Below are 20,075 nucleotides of genomic sequence, written 5' to 3'. Positions count from 1 at the left end.
GCGGCTCCTTTCGGTGGATGTGTTTGTACCGACGCCGATCACGTGCTGTCAAGGTTGTCTATCTGTCTGCATCGCACCGTGACCTGGTGCGACGATCGGTCAGGTGGCCTCCTCGTGGCGGCGCGGCCCGATGCTGGTCGTGGCCGTCGTTGCGATCCTGGTCGTGGAGCTCGTCCTGGGCTGGGACTCGCTGACCGGGGCGCTGCACGAGCTGCGCACGCCGCACTGGAACTGGGTCGCCGGCGGCCTGGTCGCCGAGGTCGCGTCCATGGGCACGTACGCCCGGATGCAGCGCGCCCTGCTCCGCGGCGCCGGCACCGACACGGGCATCAAGAAGCACGTGGCCCTCGCGTGGGCGGCGCACTCCCTGAGCGTGACCCTGCCCGGCGGCCCGGTGTTCTCGACCGCCTACAGCTTCAAGCACCTGCGCGGCTTCGGCGCCTCGGCGGCGGTCGCGTCGTGGTGCATCGCCCTGAGCGGGGTGCTGTCGGCAGGCGCCTTGGTCGTCATCGGCGCGGTCTTCGGCATCCTGACGCGCAGCACCGGCAGCTGGCACACGCTGCTGGGCTACGCGGCCGGGGCGCTGGTCGTGGCGATCGCGGTGCGGCTCGTGGCCCAGCACCCGCAGTGGCTGGTGACCCCGTCCCGCGCCCTGCTCCGCGGCGTCAACCGGCTGCGGCGCCGGCCCGCCGACACCGGTCACGCCACCCTCACCGGCATGATCGACCAGTTGCGCTCGGTGCGGATCCGGCCCGCTTCTTTCGCATACGCCGGCCTGCTCGCCGTCGCGAACTGGCTGCTCGACGCCCTGTGCCTCTGGATGTGCTGCATCGCCCTGGACGCGACCGGGATCCATCCGGTGCAGCTCGTGATCGCCTACTGCGCGGGCATGGCGGCGGCGAGCGTGCCGATCGTGCCCGGCGGGCTGGGCGTGGTCGACGGCGCGCTCATCCTCGGCCTGGTCGCCGGCGGCCTGGGCATGAGTTCCGCGGTCGCGGTCGTGGTGCTCTACCGGCTGATCAGCCTGGCCTTCGTCATCGGGCTGGGCTGGCTGGTCTGGCTGGCCCTGCGGTTCAGGGCAGGAACTCCTCCGGACGCGCGGGATCCCCGGACTTCTTCCCGAACAGCTTCCAGCCCCGCTTCTTCTTCTCCGGGGCCGGGGCTGCCTCGCCGTTGAGCAGCGCGAGCCGGTGCTGGGCGACGGGGTTCTCCGGCTCCAGCTGCAGCGACACAAGCAGTGCCTGGCGCGCCTGGTCGGTGTGGCCGAGCGCGTTGAGCGTCACGCCGTGCGTGAAGTAGTAGTGCGCCTCGTTGGGCTCCAGCCCCACAGCGGTCCGGGCGGCCTGCTCGGCGTCCGCGTACTGGCGGTCGGCGGCGAGCAGCGCCCAGGCCACGCGGTCGTGCCACAGCGGGTTCCTCGGCTCGACGATGACCGCGCGGTACGCCATGGTGACGGCGTCCTCGTGCCGGCCCTGCAGCGTGAACGCGCGGCTCGCGATCGCGAGCGGGCGGGGGTCCTCGGGCGCCAGCTCGATCGCGCGGTTGGCGGCGTCGAGCGCCTTGTCGACCTCGTCCAGCGCCAGCCGGATGCGGGCCAGCAGGATCCAGCCGGTGGCGCTCCGCGGGTCGGCGGCGAGGATCGGCTCCAGGTGCTGCGCGGCGGCGGCCGGATCGACCCGCTCGAACAGCGCGGCGGCCCGGGCGATGCCGATCTCGGTGGGCGTGCTCAGCCCCGGCGACCCGATCCGCGGGCCACCGGGCGCCATGGCTGCGTGAACGTCGGTCATCGGCGCTCCCCGGCCTCGCGGAAGATGAAGGTCACCAGGTCATCTTCGGCGGGCCGGGCCGAAATCCGAGGAGTTCACGCTGATGATCACTCGGCCGGGGCGGGTTGCCGGCCGCCGGACCGGGTGTGGTCGTGCGGCTCCGGGTCGGGCACCGAGGCGTAGGCCCGGACGGGGAACGTGCCGAACGCCGCGACCCGGGGCGGCGCCGCCGTGAACCGGGCACCGGTCGGCGGCAGGTCCGCCAGGCCGGTCAGGTGCTCGACGATCGGGATGCCGGCGGCCAGCAGCAGCGTGTGGGCCGGCCGTGCGCCGCCCGAGGCCGGCGAGGTGTCGTCGATGTTGACCGAGTCGATGCCGACGAGCGCGGCGCCCCGGTCCACCAGCAGGCGCGCGCCGGCCTCCGTGAGGAAGGGGGCGTCCTCCGCGTACGCCGGGGTGGCCCAGTGCCTGTCCCCGCCGGTGTGCAGCAGCACCGCATGCCCCGCGACCTGCAGATTCTCCAGGTCGGGCGCATCCACGGCCCGTCGGCCGCCGCCCACGTGGCGCACGACGACCGCCGGCAGGTCCGCCAGCCGCTCGAGCGGGATCCCGGCCAGGTCGGTGCCGTCCGCGTACCGGTGGAAGGGGCTGTCGAGGTAGGTGCCGGTGTTGCCGATCATCGTGATGACGTCCATCCCGAACTCGGTGCCCTCGGCATAGCTCGCCCGGGAGTCCTCCCGGGTCAGGTGCGGGGTGACGACCGGGGCGGGCAGCCCCGGATACGTCGTCATCCCCGCGCTGATCACGTGGCTCAGCTCGACCCAGCGCCGCCGGTCCCGCACATCCCACGGCCCGCCCGGGGTGCCCAGGTGCGGCTCGGCGAAGACCCGCACGTTCGACAGCTCGACGCCGCCCACCATGAGGAGCCGGCAGGCCGTCACGAAGATCGTCGCAATCTCGTGCTCGGTCACGTCGGCGTGCGGCACGTCGACCCGGAAGCCCTGGGTCTGGAGGCTGCCGCCGTTGCTGAAGGTCACGACGGCGTCGAACACGGCGCGGTACTGCAGGGTCATGGGAGCACCTTAGGGCCTGATCACGTGAGCTCGATGAGGGCTTCGACGAGGAGCCAGACGCCGAAGATCACGAAGAGCGCCGCGGCGCCGTACCGGATGGCCTTCTCGGGCAGGTGGCGCCCGAGCAGCCGGCCCACGAGGATGGCGAGCGCGTCGGCGGCCACCATGCCGATCGTGGAGCCCAGCCAGGTGCCGAACCAGCCGTACTGGGTGGCCAGCGTGATCGTGGCAAGCATGGTCTTGTCGCCCAGTTCGGCCAGGAAGAAGGCGCCGCCCACGGCCAGGATCGCCGAGCCGGTGCTGCGCTCGGCCTTGGTCTTCTCCTCGTCGGTCAGCTTGTCGCCGCGCAGGGTCCAGGCGCCGAAGGCGAGGAAGGCGACGGCCGCGATCAGCGAGATCCAGCCGGTGGGCAGGGCGACGCCGAGGCCGTAACCCACGCCCACGGACACCAGGTGTACGACGGCCGTGGCGACCGTGATGCCGATCAGCACCGGCACGGTCTTGAAGCGGGTGGCGAAGGTCAGCGCCATGAGCTGTGACTTGTCGCCGAGCTCGGCGACGAAGATCACGGCGAAGCTGACGCCGAGGGCGACGAGAAAGCCGTCCATGAAACAGAAACTCCCGGTGCTCGGGGGCGACCGGGATCGTGAGACGCGGGGCGACCTCGACCCGGCCACGTGAACGAAGACGTGTGCCAAGCCGAAGGTCTCGCTCGCCCCGGCGGACCGAGGCCGTGCGGCCGGACGCCCGGACAGGCGCGTCAGTATGTCGACCGCGACGTTGGGAGCTACTCCCCTTCGCGCTGCGAATCCTACAGGCTCCCAGGCCGGCGCGGACCGGCCTGGGCCTGTGAGCATGCCGACAATCAGCGGATGTGGCTCCGGAGCAGGTCGCGCAGGTCGGCCGACTCCCGCTTCGGGACGCCGGCCTTGACCGGCGCGGGCTGCGGGACGGGCGCGCACTTCCGGTCGGACATGTCCGCCTTCACGCGGCGCGGGAGCTCGCCGGTGGCCAGATAGGCGGCGACCGTGCCGTCGACGCACGCCCCGCCGAAGAGCGAGCCGGAGTGGGTCGTGCCGCCGACGCCCTCGACGAGGGCCGAGCGCGGGAAGAGGCGCCGGACCGCCAGCGCCCCCGAGTACGGAGTCGCCGCGTCAAAAGTCTCGCTGACCAGCAGGATCGGCGGCGCCTTGCGCCCGTCGACCGCCACGGGCCGGCCCGCCTTCGCGCCCCACGTCAGGCACGGCGCGTTGAACCAGGCGTTGCCCCACGTCTCGAAGGGCGCCCGGGCGTGCACGCGCCAGTTGTCGGCCCGCCACTTGGACCACGACAGCGGCCACTGGACGTCGGTGCACTGGGTGGCGAGGTAGACGGCGTACCCGTTGTCGGATCCCGCCGTGCCCGGGTTGGCCTCCTCGAACAGCTTGCGCAGCCCGGCGGGGTCCCGGTCGCGCACGAACGCCGAGAACGCCGTCGCCACGGTGTCCCAGCCGAACACGTAGTAGCCGGCCTGGAGGAAGACGTCGGTCAGCTCGTTGCCGCCGAAGGCGCCGGCGGCGGGCTTGCGGGTCAGCTGCGCCTGCTGGGCGTAGAAGAGCTTCTCGACCGCGGCACCCGTACGGCCGAGGTGGTAGACCGCGTCGTGCTTGGCGATCCACGCGAAGTAGCGCTTCATGTTGCGGTCGAAGGCGAGGTCCTGATCGAGGTTGGCGTCGTACCAGACGCGCCCCGGGTTCACGACGCCGTCGAGCACCATGCGGCGGACCCGCTGCGGGAAGAGCGTGGCGTAGACCTGGCCGAGATAGGTGCCGTACGAGTAGCCGTAGAAGTTGATCTTCTCGGCCCCGAGCGCGGCGCGGAGCAGATCCATGTCCCGGACCGTGTCGGTGGTCTTGAGGTGATCGAGCAGCGCTCCCCCGGCGCGGTCGCAGGCGGCGGCGTACTTCGCGGCCCGCTTGCGCCAGTCCTTCTCGATCGCGGCGCTCGCCGGCACGTACTGCGGCCGGCCGTAGCGCTGATAGGACGGGTCGCAGCTGAGGGCGGGCCGGCTGGCGCCGACGCCGCGGGGGTCGAAGCCGATCCAGTCGTACGCCGCCCCGGCCGCCCGCGGCACCTGGCCGCCGAGCGGCGACATGGCGAGCCCGGAGCCGCCGGGGCCGCCGGGGTTGACCAGCATGACGCCCTGGTACTGCGCCTCGGGCACGGTGTGCTTGACGCGCGACACGGCGAGCTGGATCTTCGGACCCTTCGGGCGGGCGTGGTCGAGCGGGACGCTGAGGAAGCCGCACTCCGCCCTGGCCTTGAGCGCGGGCTGGCTGCAGGCACCCCACTTGATCGCCGGTTTCGCAGCCGGGGCGGCGACCGCCACGCTCCCGCCCGACATGACCAGCCCGAGCAGCACGCCCGTCGCGAGGATTCTTCTCATCAGCAGCCCTTCGTCAGGTTTTCGCCCCATATGGTGCGGCGTGGGCGGCCTGGGTGCTGCCGTCCACGCCGGGGCGCTCCCGCGAAAGAGCCGATCCGCCTACGCCTTGCGGGCCTTCTGGAGGATCACGGCGATGCCGCCCAGGGCGACCACCACCAGGCCGTAGACCAGGCCCGTGGCGCGCAGATCGAAGGTGTTGGCGGCCAGGCCGGCGATCACGGCCGGGATGCTGAAGGCCACGTACGAGATGGTCAGCGCCACCGCGAAGAGCTCGCCGCGCTCGTCCGGGGCGGCCAGCAGCGCCAGCGTGCCGAAGGAGGCGAGCGACGAGGCACCGAAGCCGATGCCCGCGAGCACCGTGCCCACGGCCGCCACGACGACCGACTCGAGCTCCATGCCGACCAGGGTGACCGCGGTGCCGACGGTCAGCATGACGCCGGCGATCATCAGGTTGCGCGGGGTCGGGAAGGTCCGCAGGCTGAAGGCGGTCACCGCGCCGGTGCCGCAGAGCAGCGCCACGACGAGCCCGCCGATCAGGTGGCTGTGCAGGCCGAAGACGCCGACGGCGATGGACGGCCCGAGCGACATGTAGAGCCCGGCGAGCGCCCAGCTGGCCAGGATGATCGGGACGATCGCGAAGAAGTCCACCCGCAGCCGCTGCGGCACGCCGAGCTTGGGCAGCAGCGACGCGACGCCACCGGGGCGCCGGGCCGAGGTCTCCGGCATGAGCAGCACGATGGCCGCGGCGACGACCATGGCCGCGAGCAGGATGGCCCAGACCAGGTGGGTCGGGCCGGGGGCGTACTGCACGAGCGCGCCGGCGCCGAGCGAGCCGATGGACAGGCCGATCGGGGGCACCAGGCTGTTGAGCAGCCCGGCCCGGCCGGGGGCGTGCGGCGGGTTGAGGTCGACCAGCGCGGCGCCGAGCGTGGTGAAGGCCATGCCGGTCGCGACGCCCTGCACGAACCGGGCGACCAGCAGCATGGTCACGTTGCCCGCCGTCACGAAGACGATCAGGGCGGCGACCTCGAGCACGACGGCCGCGGCCAGGACCGGGCGCCGGCCGACGTGGTCGGAGAGGGCGCCCAGCACGAGCAGCGAGGCGATCAGGCCGACCACGTAGACGGCGAAGATCACGGTGAGCGTGACCGCGGAGAAGCCCCAGAGCTCCTGGTAGACGACGTAGAGCGGGGACGGCGCACTGCTGGCCGCGGTGAACGTCAGGAAGATGACGGCGATGGCCACGAACGCCACCGGATGCGACAGCCGCGATCTCTGGCGTACGGCGAGGGTGGTGGTCATCTTTGCTCCCCGATCTCACGAACAGACAGATCTGTCTAGCGGACCCGACAGTAGACAGGTCTGTCTGGTACCGTCAACCACATGTCCGCTGCATCACCCGTCACCGGGCGCAAGCCGACCGCCCGGGACCGCCTGCTCGCCTCCGCCGGCGAGCTCTTCTACGCCGAGGGCGTGCACACGGTCGGCATCGATCGCGTCATCGAGCACGCCGGAGTGGCCAAGGCGTCGCTCTACAGCTGCTTCGGCAACAAGGAAGGCCTGATCAAGGCCTACATAGAGGACTACGACGCCAAGCGCCGCCGCCGCATCACCACCGGCCTGGAACGCTTCGCCACCCCCCGCGACAAGGTGCTGGGCGTCTTCGACCTGCTGGCCGAGCAGGCCGCCGGGCCCGAGTTCCGCGGCTGTGCGTTCTACAACGCGGTGGCCGAGGGCGCCCGCGACGGCGAGCCGGCCGAGGCCGTGGCGGTCGGCCGGCGCTGGACCCGCGAGCTCTTCACCCGGCTGGCCCGCGACGCCGGCGCCGCCGATCCCGAGACGCTGGCCGCCCAGCTGGTCGTGCTCTACAACGGCGCGCTCTACGGCACCCGCATGGAGCAGGGGCCGGGCCCGGTGCTGACCGCCCGGGCGATCGCCGCGACGCTCCTGCCGTAACCCTCGCGACCACCCGATCGCGCCCGCCGTGGCAAAACTGCCGCGAATGCCCGGGATGTCACCATGCGGTGATGGATCTGCTCGGCCGACAATCCCGCTGGCTGCAGCCCCACCTCGGGACGACGGCGGTCGAGGGCCGCCCCCCGCACGCGTACATGGTGGCGTTGCAGCACGTGGCGGTGACCCTGGACGACGACCCCGGATGGCAGCGCTGGTGGCGGGCTTCCGGCGTGCCCCGCTGCGAGCTGGGGATCGTCGCGGAGGGCCACCCGGACCTGCTGCGGCCCAGTGCCGACATCCGTACGGTCCCCGGCGCCATCCGCGCCAACTTCACCTGCGCGGCCCCCGAGTCCGCCGATCTGCTCCCCCTCGCGGCCCGTGAGGTGACCGGCATGTTCGAGGTGATCCGGCAGGTGCTCGGCCTGGGCCCGCTGCCGCCCGTGCCGCCGCTGTCCGAGCCGCCGGAGCCGGCAGCCGAGCTCGAGGTGACCTGCCGCCCGCTGCCGGACGAGGGTGCGCTCAGCCAGATCCAGGAGTTCTTCGGCGAACCACCGTCGCCCGCTCGCTGAAGCGGGCCGGCGTTCCCCGCTCACGGCGCCGGACCCGTTCCGGCCGGTGCGCGCCCGGCCCGATCGCCGCCCTCGGCCGCGCCGCCTCCAGCGGGGCCGGGTCGGGCGCCACCACGATCACGCGGCCGCCCAGCCCCACGCCGGCGTAGACGACGGGCTGCGTGAGCCGCAGCGCGAGGGCGTGCGCGAGCCCGACGAGGATCGGGGCCGAGGCGGCCGCGAGCAGGTAGCCGTGGTGCACGGCCGCGAGCCACACCAGCGTCCCGAGCCCGACGACCGCGACGACGGGCGCGACCAGCCGGTGCCACAGCCCGTCGCCGGCCGGGCGGCGGTTGAGGAGGAACAGGGCGGCGAGGGCCGTTCCCAGCAGCAGGAGCAGCACTCCGAGGGCGCCGGCGAGCCCGAGGCGCGCCGCCCAGCCGCCCGCCGGGTCGATCCGGAGGGCGACGAACGCGCCGAGGATCAGGCCCGCCGCCACGCTCTGCGTCAGCGCGGCGACCCGGGGACGCGTCAGGCCGGCCGGGAAGACGTGCTCGCGGCCCAGCGCCGCCAGGTAACGGACGACGGTCAGCTGCAGGGCGAGCGCGCCGGCGGCCAGCCCGGCCACGGTCACCCAGGCGGCCGGGGTCGCCGCCCACGCGGGCAGCGGCCCGGTGCCCAGGCTCAAGGCGCCGAAGATCACGGTCAGGAGCAGGATCCCGCCCGTCCCCGTCCTTCCGAACGCCGCCGCCGTCTCGAAGCCCACGAAGGCGAGGACCCCGGCGAGCAGCAGCGCCCCGAGCGCCGACCGGTTCACCGTCCAGTCGACGCCGCCGACGTCCATCGTGGCCCGGAGCGCCGTGACGACGATCTGGCCCAGGACCGCCAGGACGATCAAGCCCACGGCGACGCGTACGGGCAGCTGACCGCAGATCGTGACCAGCAGCCAGCAGGCGCCCGCCACCGCCCACCACGGCGCGTCGAGCAGCGGGGCCGCCGCGGCGCCCGTCATGCCGTACAGGCCGGCCTGGACGGAGTGGTAGGCGGCGAGCGCGAGCCACGCCGCCCCCAGTCCCGCCGGACGGCCCAGCCCCTGCGCGATGGGCGCGTAGAGGCCGGCGGCATCGGGCATCCGGCGCGCCGCACCGGCGTACGCGGAGGCGAAGACCAGCAGGAACAGCCCGGCCCCGGCGACGATGACGGTCTCTCCCGCCGTCGCCCGGGAGCTCGCGACGGCAACGGCGACTGCGGTCACTTTGATCGACGCGGACATCGCTCCATTGAGACCCGCGCCGCCGCCCTAGGCAACCGCTCGTGATCGATTGACCACCTATGGTTAAAACTTTGGCACGGACAGCGCCGCGTCGCGGTGGGCGTCGTGGTTCTCCAGCCGGGCGACCAGCGCGGCCCGGACATCCCGGTACGTGTCCGCACCCAGCGGCAGCCGCAGCGGCGCCTCGGCCCCGTCCGCCGACGCGATCATCGCGGCCGCGATCTTCTCCGGATCGTTGACCAGCGGGAACGAGCCGTCGGCCAGCGCCCGCCGGGTGTCACCGGCGGGCGTGGCGTCGTACTCCGGCATGATCGGCGCCCGGACCAGCCCCGGCCCGAACCCGGTCGCCGTCGCCCCGGGCTCGACAATGGTCAGCCCGATCCCGAACGGCGCGATCTCTTGCGCGACGGTCTCGCAGAAGCCCTCGATGCCCCACTTCGACGCGTGGTAGTAGCCGAAGTTCGGATAGGTCGCCTGTCCGCCGGCCGTCGACACCTGCAGGATGCGGCCGCCCCGCTGGGCCCGCAGATGCGGCAGAGCCGCCCGGATCACCCAGATCGACCCGAGCAGATTGGTCTCGACCACCTGCCGGATCTGCTCGTCCGAGGCCTCCTCGACCGAGGCGAACACCCCGTAGCCGGCATTGTTGACCACCACGTCGATCGTGCCGAGTGCCGCGAACGCCTCACCCACGACCCGGTGCACCGCCGGCGCCTCCGTCACGTCCAGCTGCGCGATCCACAGCCGGTCGCCGTACTTGTCCCGCAGGTCGTCGAGCGCCTCGGGCCGCCGCAGCGTCGCCGCGACCCGGTCACCCCGCTCCAGCAGCCGCTCGGTCATGATGCGCCCGAACCCGGACGACGTTCCCGTGATGAACCAGCTCTTCGTCATGTCGCCCGACGCTAAGAGCTCGAGCCGACTCGAAGTCAAGGCTCGTACGCTTGGTTCCCATGACCACGACCACGCCGCGGCTCAGCATCGGAGAAGTCAGCGACCGCACCGGGCTGACCACCCACACGCTGCGCTTCTACGAACAGGAGCAACTCCTGGTCGACCCGGTCGAGCGCGACTCCGCGGGCCGGCGTCTCTTCACCGAGCAGGACGTCGAGTGGCTCCGCGTCTGCACGAAACTCCGCTCCTCCGGCATGCCGCTGCCCGACATCCGGCACTACGCCGCGCTGTTCCGGGAGGGCCCGCACACCGTCCAGGAGCGCTACGATCTGCTGCGCGGGCACCAGGAGCGGGTGCGCGAGCAGGTCGCCGAGTTGCAATCGGCCCTCGACGTCATCGACCACAAGGTCGACTTCTACGCCCGGCGCATGGCCGCCGGCACCGCCGACACCCTCTGGCGCAACGGCCCCGAATGCGACTGACTCTCGGCAGCCCGGCCGAGCCGCCTCGCTGATGTGCATCTTGTCGCCCGACAACCTATTATCGAACGCATGTTCGATCTCAGATCGGGGCAGCCGAGGACTCTGCATGCCTATGAGCAGCCGTATCATGACCGGATGACCGCGTCAGCACGAGATGTCGCCGCCGTCCTTCGCGACCGGCTGCCTGGCCTGCCGGTCAAGAAGCTGCACAAGCTGCTCTACTACTGCCAGGGGCATCACCTCGCCACCTTCGACGAGCCTCTTTTCACCGAGACGATCTCGGCCTGGGACATGGGTCCCGTCGTCGGAGCACTGTGGAAGCAGGAGAAGGAGGCCGGGATTTCCCCCGGCACCGCCACCCTCGGAGAAGCAGAGCTGAACACCATCGGCTACGTGCTCAGCAGGTACGGCGCCCTGACCGGCCAGGACCTCGAGAACCTGACCCATAGCGAGGCGCCGTGGAAGCTGGCCGATCGCGATCGGCGCCCCCGGGAGAGCGCCCGCATCGAGCCCGACTGGATCAAGTTCTATTTCCTGACGAGCGGCGCCCCGGGCGAGGACGACGGAGACGATGCGCAGTTGGACACGGCCGAGGTCCGTCGATGGCTGCAAGAAGTGACGGCCGGAGAGCACCCTGAGCAGTCCGTCGATTCGCTTGACGACATCCGGGCGAGGCTCCTGCCTGATGCCTGAACGACCGTCAGCGTGGACCTTGAAGAATTTCCTGTACCACCTCGACATCTGGGTCGCCGCCGAGAAGCCGCCAGATGATCTTCGCCTTCTCGTCACCACCTGGATCATGTCGCGGTCAGAAGACCCCTACCTGAATGCCCGCCGCGAGCCAGGCTTTCCCAATTTGTGGTACCTGCCCATCCCCGACTCGTACCACGACGGTGCCGTCGTCGGGTGCTCGTTCGAAATCTACGAGCAGAGTCACGAGGTGATCTGCCGGGGCTTCGGCACCCTGAGCTGGCCGGCGTGAAGGGGTAATGCGGCTCGTGAACACCCAGCGCTTCACCCATCCGACGCCGCGCGATCCGGTCCGGCCCGCGGCCTCATAACCCCCTGAGTCGCCACATCGAGACGCCCACCGCGAGCCGAGCAAGCCAACATTATGGGCACGGTTCCAGCCACCACCCGTGCCGGTATCCGGATGCACGAAGGCCCCGCGCGCGGCGGGGCCCAAGGCTGGTTCGGGAGCCTGAGCTCCCTGCGCGCCACTCTACCGCGACCGGTCAGGGCTCGATGACGGTCTTGCGGCCGACGCCGGCGCGGAAGTCGGCCAGGGCGGCGGCGTAGTCGTCGAGGGGGCGGCGGTGGCTGATGAAGACGGCCGGGTCGAGGAGGCCGGCGGCCAGCAGGGCGCCGGCTCGGTCGAAGCTGTGGAGGACGGCCATCGAGCCGGTGATGGTGATTTCGCGGCGGTAGACCTCGTACGGTTCGATCTCGACGCGGGCGTCGTAGGCGGCCACGCCGAACTGGAGGAACGTGCCGCCGCGGGCGACGCGGGACAGGCCGTCGCGGATGGCGGCCGGGACGCCGGTGCAGTCGATGACCACGTCGAAGCCGCGCGGGGCGTCCAGCTCGTCGGCGTTCGTGACCGCGGCCGTGCAGCTGAGGTGCCGCGCTGTTTCCAACCGTGCTTCGTTGAGGTCGACGACGGCGACCGCGGCGGCGCCGGCGCTTTTGGCCAGTTCCAGCATCATCAGGCCCATCGTGCCGGAGCCGTAGATGAGGTAGGTGTCGGCCACGCGGCGCGGGAGGACGTCGAAGCCGCGGACCGCGCAGGACAGCGGCTCGATGAGGGCGGCGTCGCGGGGGTCCAGGTGCGGCGGGAGGGCGAAGAGGTTGGCCATCGGGGCGGCGACGAAGGAGGCTGCGGCACCCGGGCGAGTGACGCCGATCGCTCCCCAATTCTCGCACTGGTTGCCGCGGGCTCGCTTGCACTGGTAGCAGTAGCCGCAGTAGAGCGACGGGTCGACCGCCACCCGGTCGCCGACGCGGTAGCCGGTGACGGCCGAGCCGATCTCGACGATCTCGCCGGCGAACTCGTGGCCCGGGACGATCGGGAAGGCGGGGGCGAACTCGCCGTCCATGATGTGCAGGTCGGTGCCGCAGATGCCGACCGCGGCCGGCTTGACGACGACGTCCGTGGGGCCGGGTGCCGGGTCCGGCACGCTCTCGATCGAGAGCGTGCCGGGGGTGACGACCACGGCGGCTTTCACTTCACCGCGCCCATGGAGAGGCCTCGGACGAGCTTGTTCTGGGCGAGCCAGCCGGCGATGAGCACCGGCAGCGAGACCAGCGTGGCAGCCGCGCAGAGCCGGGCGAGGAAGAGGCCCTCGGAGGAGATGAAGCCGACCAGGAAGATCGGGGCGGTGCCCGCGTTCGTGGCGGTCAGGTTCACGGCCAGGAAGAACTCGTTCCAGGCGAAGATGAAGCAGATCAGCGCCGTGGCGGCGAGGCCGGGCGACACGATCGGCAGGATGATCTTGCGGATCGAGGTGAGCAGGCCGGCGCCGTCGACCTCGCCCGCCTCCAGCACCTCGCGCGGGACCTCCAGCAGGAACGAGCGCATCATCCAGACCGCGAGCGGCAGGTTCATCGACGTGTAGAGGATGACCATCGTCCAGATGTTGTCCAGCATGCCCAGGTTCTTGGTGAGCAGGTAGACCGGGAGCAGCGCGGCGACCGCGGGCATCATCTTGGTGCTGATGAAGAAGAAGAGGACGTCGGTCCACTTCTCGACCGGGCGCAGCGACAGCGCGTACGCCGCCGGGGTGGCCAGCAGCACGACCAGCAGCGTGGAGAAGACGCTGGCCATCAGCGAGTTCAGCAGGAACGGCGTGATGTTCCGGTCGAAGACGGTCATGTACTGGTCGAGGGTGGGCGTGAAGACCCACGACGGCGGGTTGCTGGCGGCGTCCTGCTCCTGCTTGAAGCTGGTGAGCACCATCCAGATGACCGGGAAGACGAAGACGATCCCGGCGATCCAGGCGACGATGCCCCAGACCGAGTCGGTGATCTTGCGCTTACGACGGGCCGGCGCGGCAAGCGTCGTCATCGGCTCTCCTCCATGCGGAACAGGCTCGAGATGACGCGCAGCGCGAACGTCGCCACGATGATCGTCAGGATCACCACGATGACGCCGGCGGCCGAGGCCTCGCCGTACTCGAACTTGCGGAACGTGGTCAGGTAGATCTCGTACGGCAGGTTGGTGGTCGCCTGGCCCGGGCCGCCCTGGGTGATGCTGAAGATGGCGTCGAACGTGTTGACCAGGTAGATCGAGCCGAGCAGCGCGCCCAGCTCCAGATACTGCCGCAGGTGCGGGATGGTCATCCGGGTGAAGATCTGCCAGGCGTTGGCGCCGTCGACCCGGGCCGCCTCCAGCACCTCCTCGCTCTGCGACTGCAGGCCCGCGAGCAGGATCAGCATCATGAACGGCGTCCACTGCCAGACCAGGGTGGCGATGACCGCGGCCTTCGGGTAGGACGACACCCAGTCGGTGGAGCCGCCGAAGATGCCGTTGATCAGGCCGTAGGCCGGGTTGTAGAGCGCGTGCTTCCACACCAGGGCGGCCGCGATCGGCATCACCAGGAAGGGCGTGATCAGCAGGGTACGGACGACCGACCGGCCGAAGAACTTGCGGTCCAGCAGGATCGCGAGCAGCAGGCCCAGGATCATCGAGAAGATGACCGCGCCCGCGGTGAGCAGCACCGTGTTGACCAGCGCGGAGCGCAGCCGCGAGTCGCTCAGCACGGTGATGTAGTTGTCGATGCCCACGAAGGAGCGGTCGCCCGGGCGCAGCGCGTTCCAGTCCAGCGTGGACAGCACCAGCGTGAACAGGAACGGCACCTGGGTGACGATCAGGGCGAAGATGAGACCCGGCAGCAGCGGGGCCCGGCGGATCCACCGCTCCTTGGAGCTGCCCCTCTTCGGCGCCACGGGCAGATCCGGCTTCGGATCGGCGCGGGTGATGACATCGGTCATGGTCGGCCTTCCCATTGGGACGGGGGCGCCGCGCGTGCGGCGCCCCCGGGAGCGCTACTTGTAGTTCTTCGCCACGTCTTCGGCGAGCTTCTGACCGTCGTCGAGCGCCTTGTCGACCGTGCCGCTGCCGGCGATGGCCGCGCTGACCTCCTGCGACACCTTGGTGCCGAGGTCGGCGAACTCGGGGATGGTCACGAACTGCACGCCCAGCGCCGGCCGGGGCTGCAGGCCGGGGTTCTGCGGGTTGGCGTTCTCGATCGAGCCCAGGGTCACGTCGGCGAAGGCCTTCGCGGACTCCTTGTACTCGGGGATCGAGTAGGTGGAGGTGCGCTTGCCGGACGGGATGCGCGACCAGCCGAGGTTCTTGCCGACGATCTGCTCGTACTCCTTGCTGGTGGCCCAGGAGATGAACTTCCAGGCGGCGTCGGCCTTCTTGGTCGTCTTGGGCATGGCCCACGCCCAGGTCCACAGCCAGCCGGAGTACTCGGTCTTGTTCACCGGCGCGTACGCGTAGCCGACCTTGCCCGCGACCTTGGACGCCTTCGGGTCCTCCAGCGTGCCCGCGGCGGACGTGGCGTCGTACCACATGGCCGCCTTGCCCTGGCCGAACGTGTTGGCGCACTCGGTGAAGCCGGCCTGCGGGGCGCCCGACTCGCCGTACTGCTTGACGAGGTTGACGTAGAAGTTGGTGGCTTCCTTGAACTCCGGCGCGTTGACCTTCGGGGTCCAGTCCTTCTCGAACCAGGTGCCGCCGTACGTGTTGACGACCGTGGTCAGCGGCGCGAACAGCTCGCCCCAGCCGGGCAGGCCGCGCAGGCAGATGCCGGCGACGCCCTTCTGCTTGTCGTCGAGCTTCTTGGCGAACTCGGCCACCTGCGCCCAGGTCGGCTTCTCGGGCATGGTCAGGCCCGCCGCCTGGAACATCTCCTTGTTGTACATGAGGAACGACGACTCGCCGTAGAACGGCGCCGCGTACATCTTGCCGTCGTCGCCGGTCAGCGACTGCACCATCGGCTTGAGCAGGTCGGCCTGGTCGTAGGCGGTGTCCGCGGCCGCCTGCGTCGACAGCTCGTGCAGCCAGCCGTTCTTCGCCCAGATGCCCGTCTCGTACGCGCCGACGGTCGCCACGTCGTACTGGCCGCCCTGGTTGGCGACGTCCTGCGTGACCTTGTCGCGCAGCTCATTCTCCGGGAGGATCGTGAACTTGACCGTGATGCCGGTCTGCTTGGTGAAGTTGTCGGCGGTCAGCTTCTGGATGTCCTCCATCTGCGGGTTGCCGACCATCAGCGCGGTGATCGTGTTGTCGTCGCCCGAGCCGCCGCCGGCCGTGGAGCCCGCGCCGGAACAGCCCGAGAGCACCAGCGCGCCCGCGGTCGCCCCCGCGAGGAGCATCGAGAGCTTTCGTCGTGATTTGTGCACTGCAGATCCTCCGTTTGAAGACATGCGGGACCGCGCCGGTCGTCCCCACGGGGCCGGCTCAGCGTTATGGGGGGTCAGACTCGGATCACCTGGGGGCCGAGCCGGGAATAGCGGTGCGCCTCGGACGCCGGCAGCCCGGTGTCCGTGACCAGGGACTCGAAATCGGAGATCTCGGCGAACCGGCAGAAGGTCCGGACGCCGAACTTGGTGTGCATGCCGACGAAGATCCGCCGGCGGGCCGCGCGTACGGCCTGCGACTTGACGTCCGCGACGGCCGGGTCGGGGGTGGTCAGACCCACTTCCCGGGAGATGCCGTTGGCGCCGACGAAGGCGAGGTCGAGCACGAAGCCGGACAGCATGCCGCTGGCCCAGTGGTCGACCGTGGCGAGCGTGCGGCCCCGGACCCGGCCGCCGAGCAGCAGCACGGTCGCCGGGGTGTTGGTGGACAGCCAGGCCGCGGTGTTCAGCGACGCGGTCACCACGGTCAGCGGGCGGTCGGTGGGCAGCGCCTCGGCGATCAGCTGCGGCGTGAAGCCCTCGTCGACGAAGATCGTCTCCGCGTCGCCGATCAGGCCGACGGCCGCGGCGGCGATGCGCCTCTTCTCCGGGACCCCGCGCATGGTGCGCATCGCGAGGTCGGTCTCGAACTTGGCGGTCTCGACCGGGTAGGCCCCGCCGTGCGTACGCCGGAGCAGGCCGTGCTTCTCCAGCAGCCGCAGGTCCCGCCGGATGGTCTCGGCGGAGACGGAGAGCTCGGCGGCGAGCTTGGCCACGTCCACCTCACCCTGCCGGCGGGCCAGGCCGACTATCTGATGTTGCCGCTCGTCCGCATTCATCTCGCACCTCCCCACGCGCTCCTGGTCCGCTATTTGTAACACCGGGGAAACGTGTGGCCCCCATCACAATCTAAGCCGATTGAGCCTGTCTCTGACCGTTTCCCGGGCGTCGTGACACGGTCGATACTGCCGGTAACCGCCTTGAAACGGGAGGTATCTCTTGCCCGTTTGCCCGTTCGTACCGCCCGAAGCGTGCCCGAGGGTGTGGGGTCGGGCCCGGCGGCGCCCGATCCGGCGCTCGGATCCCCGCTCAGCGGCATCGTTACGGGACCTTGACCCAGGCCCCTTGACCAAAACGGTCACGGCCCTTCGCCTCAAGTCGGCGGGCGAGGAGCCGACAAGCGTGGTCATGGCCATGCTCGCAACCCAGCAGCTCACGGAGTTCCTCTCCGCGGTGGCCGACCGGCCCGACGGACCGGCGGCCCAGTACGCGGCGGTGGAATGCGCCGCCCGCGCCCTCGCCGCGGATGTCGCCGTCCTGGTGATCGACGGCGGCGTGGTCGCCTCCGTCGGGCTGCCCGCCGAGCAGGTCCCGCTCGGCGGCGTCAGCGACGTGGCCGCCGGTCGCCGCGACTCGCTCCTGCTGGGCGGGACGACGTACGCGGTCACGCACGCGCCGGTCAACGGCCCGGCGGCGGGCTTCCTGGTCCTCGGCCGGCTCGGCGTCGCGGCCTTCTCCGACGAGGAGGTCTGCCTGCTCCGGGGCATGGCCCGGGTGCTGGAGCTGAGCCTGCAGGCCCTGCACGTCATGGCCGCCGAGCGCCGCCAGGCCCAGGAGAACGACCGGCTCACCGGCTCGCTGCAGGAGCGCCAGCGCTTCTTCGACCACCTCACCCGGGTCCAGCGGCTCATCGCCCGCCGCGCCCCGCTGCAGCAGGTCCTCGACGCCATCACCGCCAGCGCCGCCGACCTGCTCGGCGTCGAGATGGCCGCCCTCAACATGATCGACGTCGAGGACCGTACGGTCGGCGCCCTGGTCTCCGGCACCGGCCTGTCCCCGGAACTCTCCAGCAAGGCGCGCCGCATCCCGCTGCTGTCGGGCGGCGTCTCCGGGCTCGCCGTCCTGGGCAACGAGCTGGTCTCGGTCGAGGACTACGCGAACTGGCCGCTCGCGCTCTCCGAGGTGGCTGCCGCCGGCATGCGCGCGGTCATGGCGGTCCCGGTGCACGAGAACGGCGACGTGGTCGGCTGCCTGGCCGTCGGCACCTACGCCGGCCCGCGCGAGTGGGACAAGCCGGCCCAGGACATCCTGCACGCCTTCGCCGAGCACGTGAGCCTGGCCCTCACCGACGCGCAGACGCTGGAGGCGATGAACCAGGCCTTCCACGACTCGCTCACCGGGCTCGCCAGCCGCTCGCTCTTCCTCACCCGGCTCGAGCGCGCCTTCGCCGCCGCGCCCGCCGGCGGTGTCGGCGTCCTCTTCGTCGACCTCGACCGCTTCAAGCTGGTCAACGACTCGCTCGGGCACGCCGCGGGCGACCTGCTGCTGCAGGGGGTGGCCGAGCGGATCGGGAGCTGCCTGCGTACGGGCGACACGGCGGCCCGCCTCGGCGGTGACGAATTCGCCGTCCTGCTCGCCCAGGCCGGCAGCGTCGACGAGGCCGTCCCCGTCGCCAAGCGCATCCTCGAGGCCCTGCGCGAGCCCTTCGACCTGGCCGGCAAGGAGGTCTTCGTCAGCGCCAGCGTCGGCATCGCGCACAGCGACGACAAGATCGGCCCGCAGGACCTGATGGTCCAGGCCGACCTCGCGATGTACCAGGCCAAGAAGGACGGCAAGGACCGCTGCACCGTCTTCGCCCCGGAGCTCCAGGAGGCCTTCGAGGCCGCCCTGCGCATGGAGTCCGACCTGCGCCGCGCCATCGTGCGCCACGAGTTCGAGCTGCGCTACCAGCCCATCGTGCACCTGCAGACCAACGAGATCACCGGCGTCGAGGCGCTCGTCCGCTGGCAGCACCCCGAGCGCGGCACGATCCCCCCGCTCGACTTCATCCCGCTCGCCGAGGAGACCGGGATGATCGTCCCGCTCGGCGAATGGGTCCTCCGCGAGGCCTGCCGCCAGGCCGCCGCCTGGAACGCCCGCCGCGAGACCCCGCTGACCCTCAGCGTCAACCTCTCCGCGGTCCAGCTCGAACAGCCCACCCTCCCGGCCGTGGTCGCCTCGGCCCTCAACAACAGCGGCCTGCCCGCCACCAGCCTGGTCCTCGAACTGACCGAGTCGGTCCTCATCGACCACCGCGAGCAGACGCTGCAGCGCCTCGAGCAGATCAAGGAGCTGGGCGTACGCCTGGCGATCGACGACTTCGGCACGGGCTACTCGTCGCTGGCGTACCTCCGCCGCTTCCCCATCGACATCATCAAGATCGACAAGAGCTTCGTCGACGACGTCGGCGACCACCCGAACGCCGCCGCGCTCACCCTCGGCATCATCCAGCTGGGCCAGGCCCTGCAGCTGTCGACGGTGGCGGAGGGCATCGAGGACAAGGTGCAGCTGGCCGAGCTGACCGGCGGCAACTGCGAGATGGGCCAGGGTTACCTCTTCGCCGAGCCCCTCACCGAGCAGGCGACGGCGGACCTGCTGTTCAACGCGGCCCCGTAGCGCCGCACCGCCAGACGACCGGCGCGTTGCCCGCGTTGCCGGCGACGACCTGTCCGTCGAGGCTGATCCCGGAGGCGCTGTCACGAAGCCCGCTCTTGCCGTCGAGCGGGCTCAACGTCAGCGGCTCCGGGCCGCCGAGCACCATCGCCCGCCTGCCGACCTGCCCGGTGATGCGGCCGTCGATGCTGCTCGAGGCGCCGGCAAGGTCGTGCTCCGGAAAAGCCGCCACCTCGCCCGTACGCAGGTTCCACCGCACCGGCACGCCACTGTCGTCGTCACGCGAGGTGGCCATCCCGGCGACCCAGTCCCCGGTGACCGATTGCGCGCTCGCCATCACCGCCGGCTCGCCGTCGATCGTCGGCAGGGGCAGCTCCCGCGGCGCCCCGGCGCCCGACCAGACGTAGGGCCTCATCAGCCCACCGGCACCCACCTGCCCCACGACCGTCGATCCGTCCGCCGAGATGCCCAGGGCCTTCCCCCCGGCGCCGGCCAGAGGGGCCGGCCCGGTCGCTGACGGCCGCCAGAGCACCGGACGGCCGTCGACCGCGCCGACCGCCGTGCCGTCGTCGCTGACCGCGAACGCCTCGGAGCTCTCCCCGCCGGGCAGGATCGCCACGGCGCCGTCCCGATAGATCCACGCCCGCAGCTGCTGCGGCCCGCCGAGCGACCCGAAGACGGTGGAACCGACCACCACACCGGTCGCGCTGACGGCGTTCGGCACCTGATTCTCGCCCGGCAGATCGACCACGCCCGGCCGGCCGTCGGCCCAGAGCACCAGATCAAGATCGGCCCCGCCGCTCCCGCCGGTCCGCCCGGCGAT

Annotated in this window: 20 protein-coding genes; 7 read left to right on the top strand and 13 right to left on the bottom strand. The window is 71.3% G+C overall.

The annotated features are described in order from the left end of the window. The first annotated feature begins 103 nt into the window (after window positions 1-103). Window positions 104-1,177, top strand: a complete 1,074-nt coding sequence (locus RBH18_RS13255) for a lysylphosphatidylglycerol synthase transmembrane domain-containing protein (protein WP_306207388.1) — start codon at window positions 104-106, stop codon at window positions 1,175-1,177. Here the strand turns inward: RBH18_RS13255 and RBH18_RS13250 are convergent. The 5 genes from RBH18_RS13250 to RBH18_RS13230 all read right to left on the bottom strand — a co-directional run bounded on the left by RBH18_RS13250 (window position 1,074) and on the right by RBH18_RS13230 (window position 6,566). Beyond that, window positions 1,074-1,787, bottom strand: a complete 714-nt coding sequence (locus tag RBH18_RS13250) for a tetratricopeptide repeat protein (protein WP_306207386.1) — start codon at window positions 1,785-1,787, stop codon at window positions 1,074-1,076. The two genes, RBH18_RS13255 and RBH18_RS13250, sit on opposite strands and share 104 nt — an antisense overlap. Window positions 1,788-1,873: 86 nt before the next feature. Then, window positions 1,874-2,839 (bottom strand): cyclase family protein, encoded by a 966-nt coding sequence (locus tag RBH18_RS13245; RefSeq protein WP_306207384.1) that lies wholly within the window; start codon window positions 2,837-2,839, stop codon window positions 1,874-1,876. Between the two features lie 20 nt (window positions 2,840-2,859). After that, a complete protein-coding gene (locus tag RBH18_RS13240; protein WP_306207382.1) occupies window positions 2,860-3,447 on the bottom strand; it encodes a TMEM165/GDT1 family protein in 588 nt (195 codons plus the stop codon). Between the two features lie 257 nt (window positions 3,448-3,704). After that, a complete protein-coding gene (locus tag RBH18_RS13235) occupies window positions 3,705-5,264 on the bottom strand; it encodes an alpha/beta hydrolase (protein WP_306207380.1) in 1,560 nt (519 codons plus the stop codon). 99 nt (window positions 5,265-5,363) lie between these two features. After that, window positions 5,364-6,566, bottom strand: coding sequence for an MFS transporter (locus tag RBH18_RS13230; protein WP_306207378.1), 1,203 nt, complete (start codon window positions 6,564-6,566; stop codon window positions 5,364-5,366). Window positions 6,567-6,647: 81 nt separating this feature from the next. Between RBH18_RS13230 and RBH18_RS13225 the strand changes: the two genes are divergently transcribed. Next, window positions 6,648-7,220, top strand: a complete 573-nt coding sequence (locus tag RBH18_RS13225) for a TetR/AcrR family transcriptional regulator (protein WP_306207376.1) — start codon at window positions 6,648-6,650, stop codon at window positions 7,218-7,220. A gap of 71 nt (window positions 7,221-7,291) precedes the next feature. Further along, window positions 7,292-7,789 (top strand): hypothetical protein, encoded by a 498-nt coding sequence (locus tag RBH18_RS13220; protein ID WP_306207374.1) that lies wholly within the window; start codon window positions 7,292-7,294, stop codon window positions 7,787-7,789. Here the strand turns inward: RBH18_RS13220 and RBH18_RS13215 are convergent. Next, window positions 7,740-9,041, bottom strand: a complete 1,302-nt coding sequence (locus RBH18_RS13215; protein ID WP_306207373.1) for a hypothetical protein — start codon at window positions 9,039-9,041, stop codon at window positions 7,740-7,742. The two genes, RBH18_RS13220 and RBH18_RS13215, sit on opposite strands and share 50 nt — an antisense overlap. A 63-nt stretch (window positions 9,042-9,104) precedes the next feature. Then, window positions 9,105-9,932 carry an SDR family oxidoreductase gene (locus RBH18_RS13210; RefSeq protein WP_306207371.1) on the bottom strand — a complete coding sequence of 276 codons (828 nt, stop codon included), beginning with the start codon at window positions 9,930-9,932 and terminating at the stop codon, window positions 9,105-9,107. Between the two features lie 59 nt (window positions 9,933-9,991). Here RBH18_RS13210 and RBH18_RS13205 point away from each other — a divergent pair, with 59 nt between their 5' ends. From RBH18_RS13205 to RBH18_RS13195, 3 genes are all read left to right on the top strand, one after another. Next, entirely contained in the window at window positions 9,992-10,414 is a 423-nt protein-coding gene (locus RBH18_RS13205) for a MerR family transcriptional regulator (protein WP_306207369.1), read from the top strand. A gap of 69 nt (window positions 10,415-10,483) precedes the next feature. Then, window positions 10,484-11,107, top strand: a complete 624-nt coding sequence (locus RBH18_RS13200) for a Panacea domain-containing protein (protein ID WP_306207367.1) — start codon at window positions 10,484-10,486, stop codon at window positions 11,105-11,107. A 19-nt stretch (window positions 11,108-11,126) separates the two neighbouring features. Beyond that, window positions 11,127-11,396: a hypothetical protein gene (locus RBH18_RS13195; protein WP_306207365.1), complete on the top strand. Its 270-nt coding sequence runs from the start codon at window positions 11,127-11,129 to the stop codon at window positions 11,394-11,396. Between the two features lie 253 nt (window positions 11,397-11,649). Here RBH18_RS13195 and RBH18_RS13190 read toward each other — a convergent pair whose 3' ends face one another. The 5 genes from RBH18_RS13190 to RBH18_RS13170 form a co-directional block, all read right to left on the bottom strand. Continuing rightward, window positions 11,650-12,627 (bottom strand): zinc-dependent alcohol dehydrogenase family protein, encoded by a 978-nt coding sequence (locus RBH18_RS13190; RefSeq protein WP_306207363.1) that lies wholly within the window; start codon window positions 12,625-12,627, stop codon window positions 11,650-11,652. An 8-nt stretch (window positions 12,628-12,635) separates the two neighbouring features. Continuing rightward, the gene (locus RBH18_RS13185; RefSeq protein WP_306207361.1) at window positions 12,636-13,478 is read right to left on the bottom strand and encodes a carbohydrate ABC transporter permease; all 843 of its coding nucleotides are present in this window, start codon (window positions 13,476-13,478) and stop codon (window positions 12,636-12,638) included. Beyond that, the gene (locus tag RBH18_RS13180) at window positions 13,475-14,404 is read right to left on the bottom strand and encodes a carbohydrate ABC transporter permease (protein ID WP_306207359.1); all 930 of its coding nucleotides are present in this window, start codon (window positions 14,402-14,404) and stop codon (window positions 13,475-13,477) included. Before RBH18_RS13180 ends, RBH18_RS13185 begins: the two co-directional genes overlap by 4 nt. 54 nt (window positions 14,405-14,458) lie before the next feature. Beyond that, complete coding sequence (locus tag RBH18_RS13175; protein ID WP_306207357.1) at window positions 14,459-15,796, bottom strand: ABC transporter substrate-binding protein; 1,338 nt, start codon at window positions 15,794-15,796, stop codon at window positions 14,459-14,461. Between the two features lie 101 nt (window positions 15,797-15,897). Beyond that, the gene (locus tag RBH18_RS13170) at window positions 15,898-16,659 is read right to left on the bottom strand and encodes a DeoR/GlpR family DNA-binding transcription regulator (RefSeq protein WP_306207355.1); all 762 of its coding nucleotides are present in this window, start codon (window positions 16,657-16,659) and stop codon (window positions 15,898-15,900) included. 349 nt (window positions 16,660-17,008) lie between these two features. On the opposite strand from RBH18_RS13170, the gene RBH18_RS13165 reads away from it, so the two are divergent. Then, entirely contained in the window at window positions 17,009-19,255 is a 2,247-nt protein-coding gene (locus tag RBH18_RS13165; protein WP_306207353.1) for a putative bifunctional diguanylate cyclase/phosphodiesterase, read from the top strand. Here RBH18_RS13165 and RBH18_RS13160 read toward each other — a convergent pair. Then, on the bottom strand, window positions 19,239-20,075 hold an 837-nt coding region (locus RBH18_RS13160; protein ID WP_306207351.1), incomplete at its 5' end, for a hypothetical protein. The two genes, RBH18_RS13165 and RBH18_RS13160, sit on opposite strands and share 17 nt — an antisense overlap.

Origin of the sequence: Actinoplanes oryzae, assembly GCF_030757795.1 — a bacterium.
In the GTDB taxonomy this organism is placed as follows: Bacteria; Actinomycetota; Actinomycetes; order Mycobacteriales; family Micromonosporaceae; genus Actinoplanes.
The sequence above is the reverse complement of the archived record's forward strand: the minus strand, read 5'-3'. Positions and strand labels throughout refer to the sequence as shown.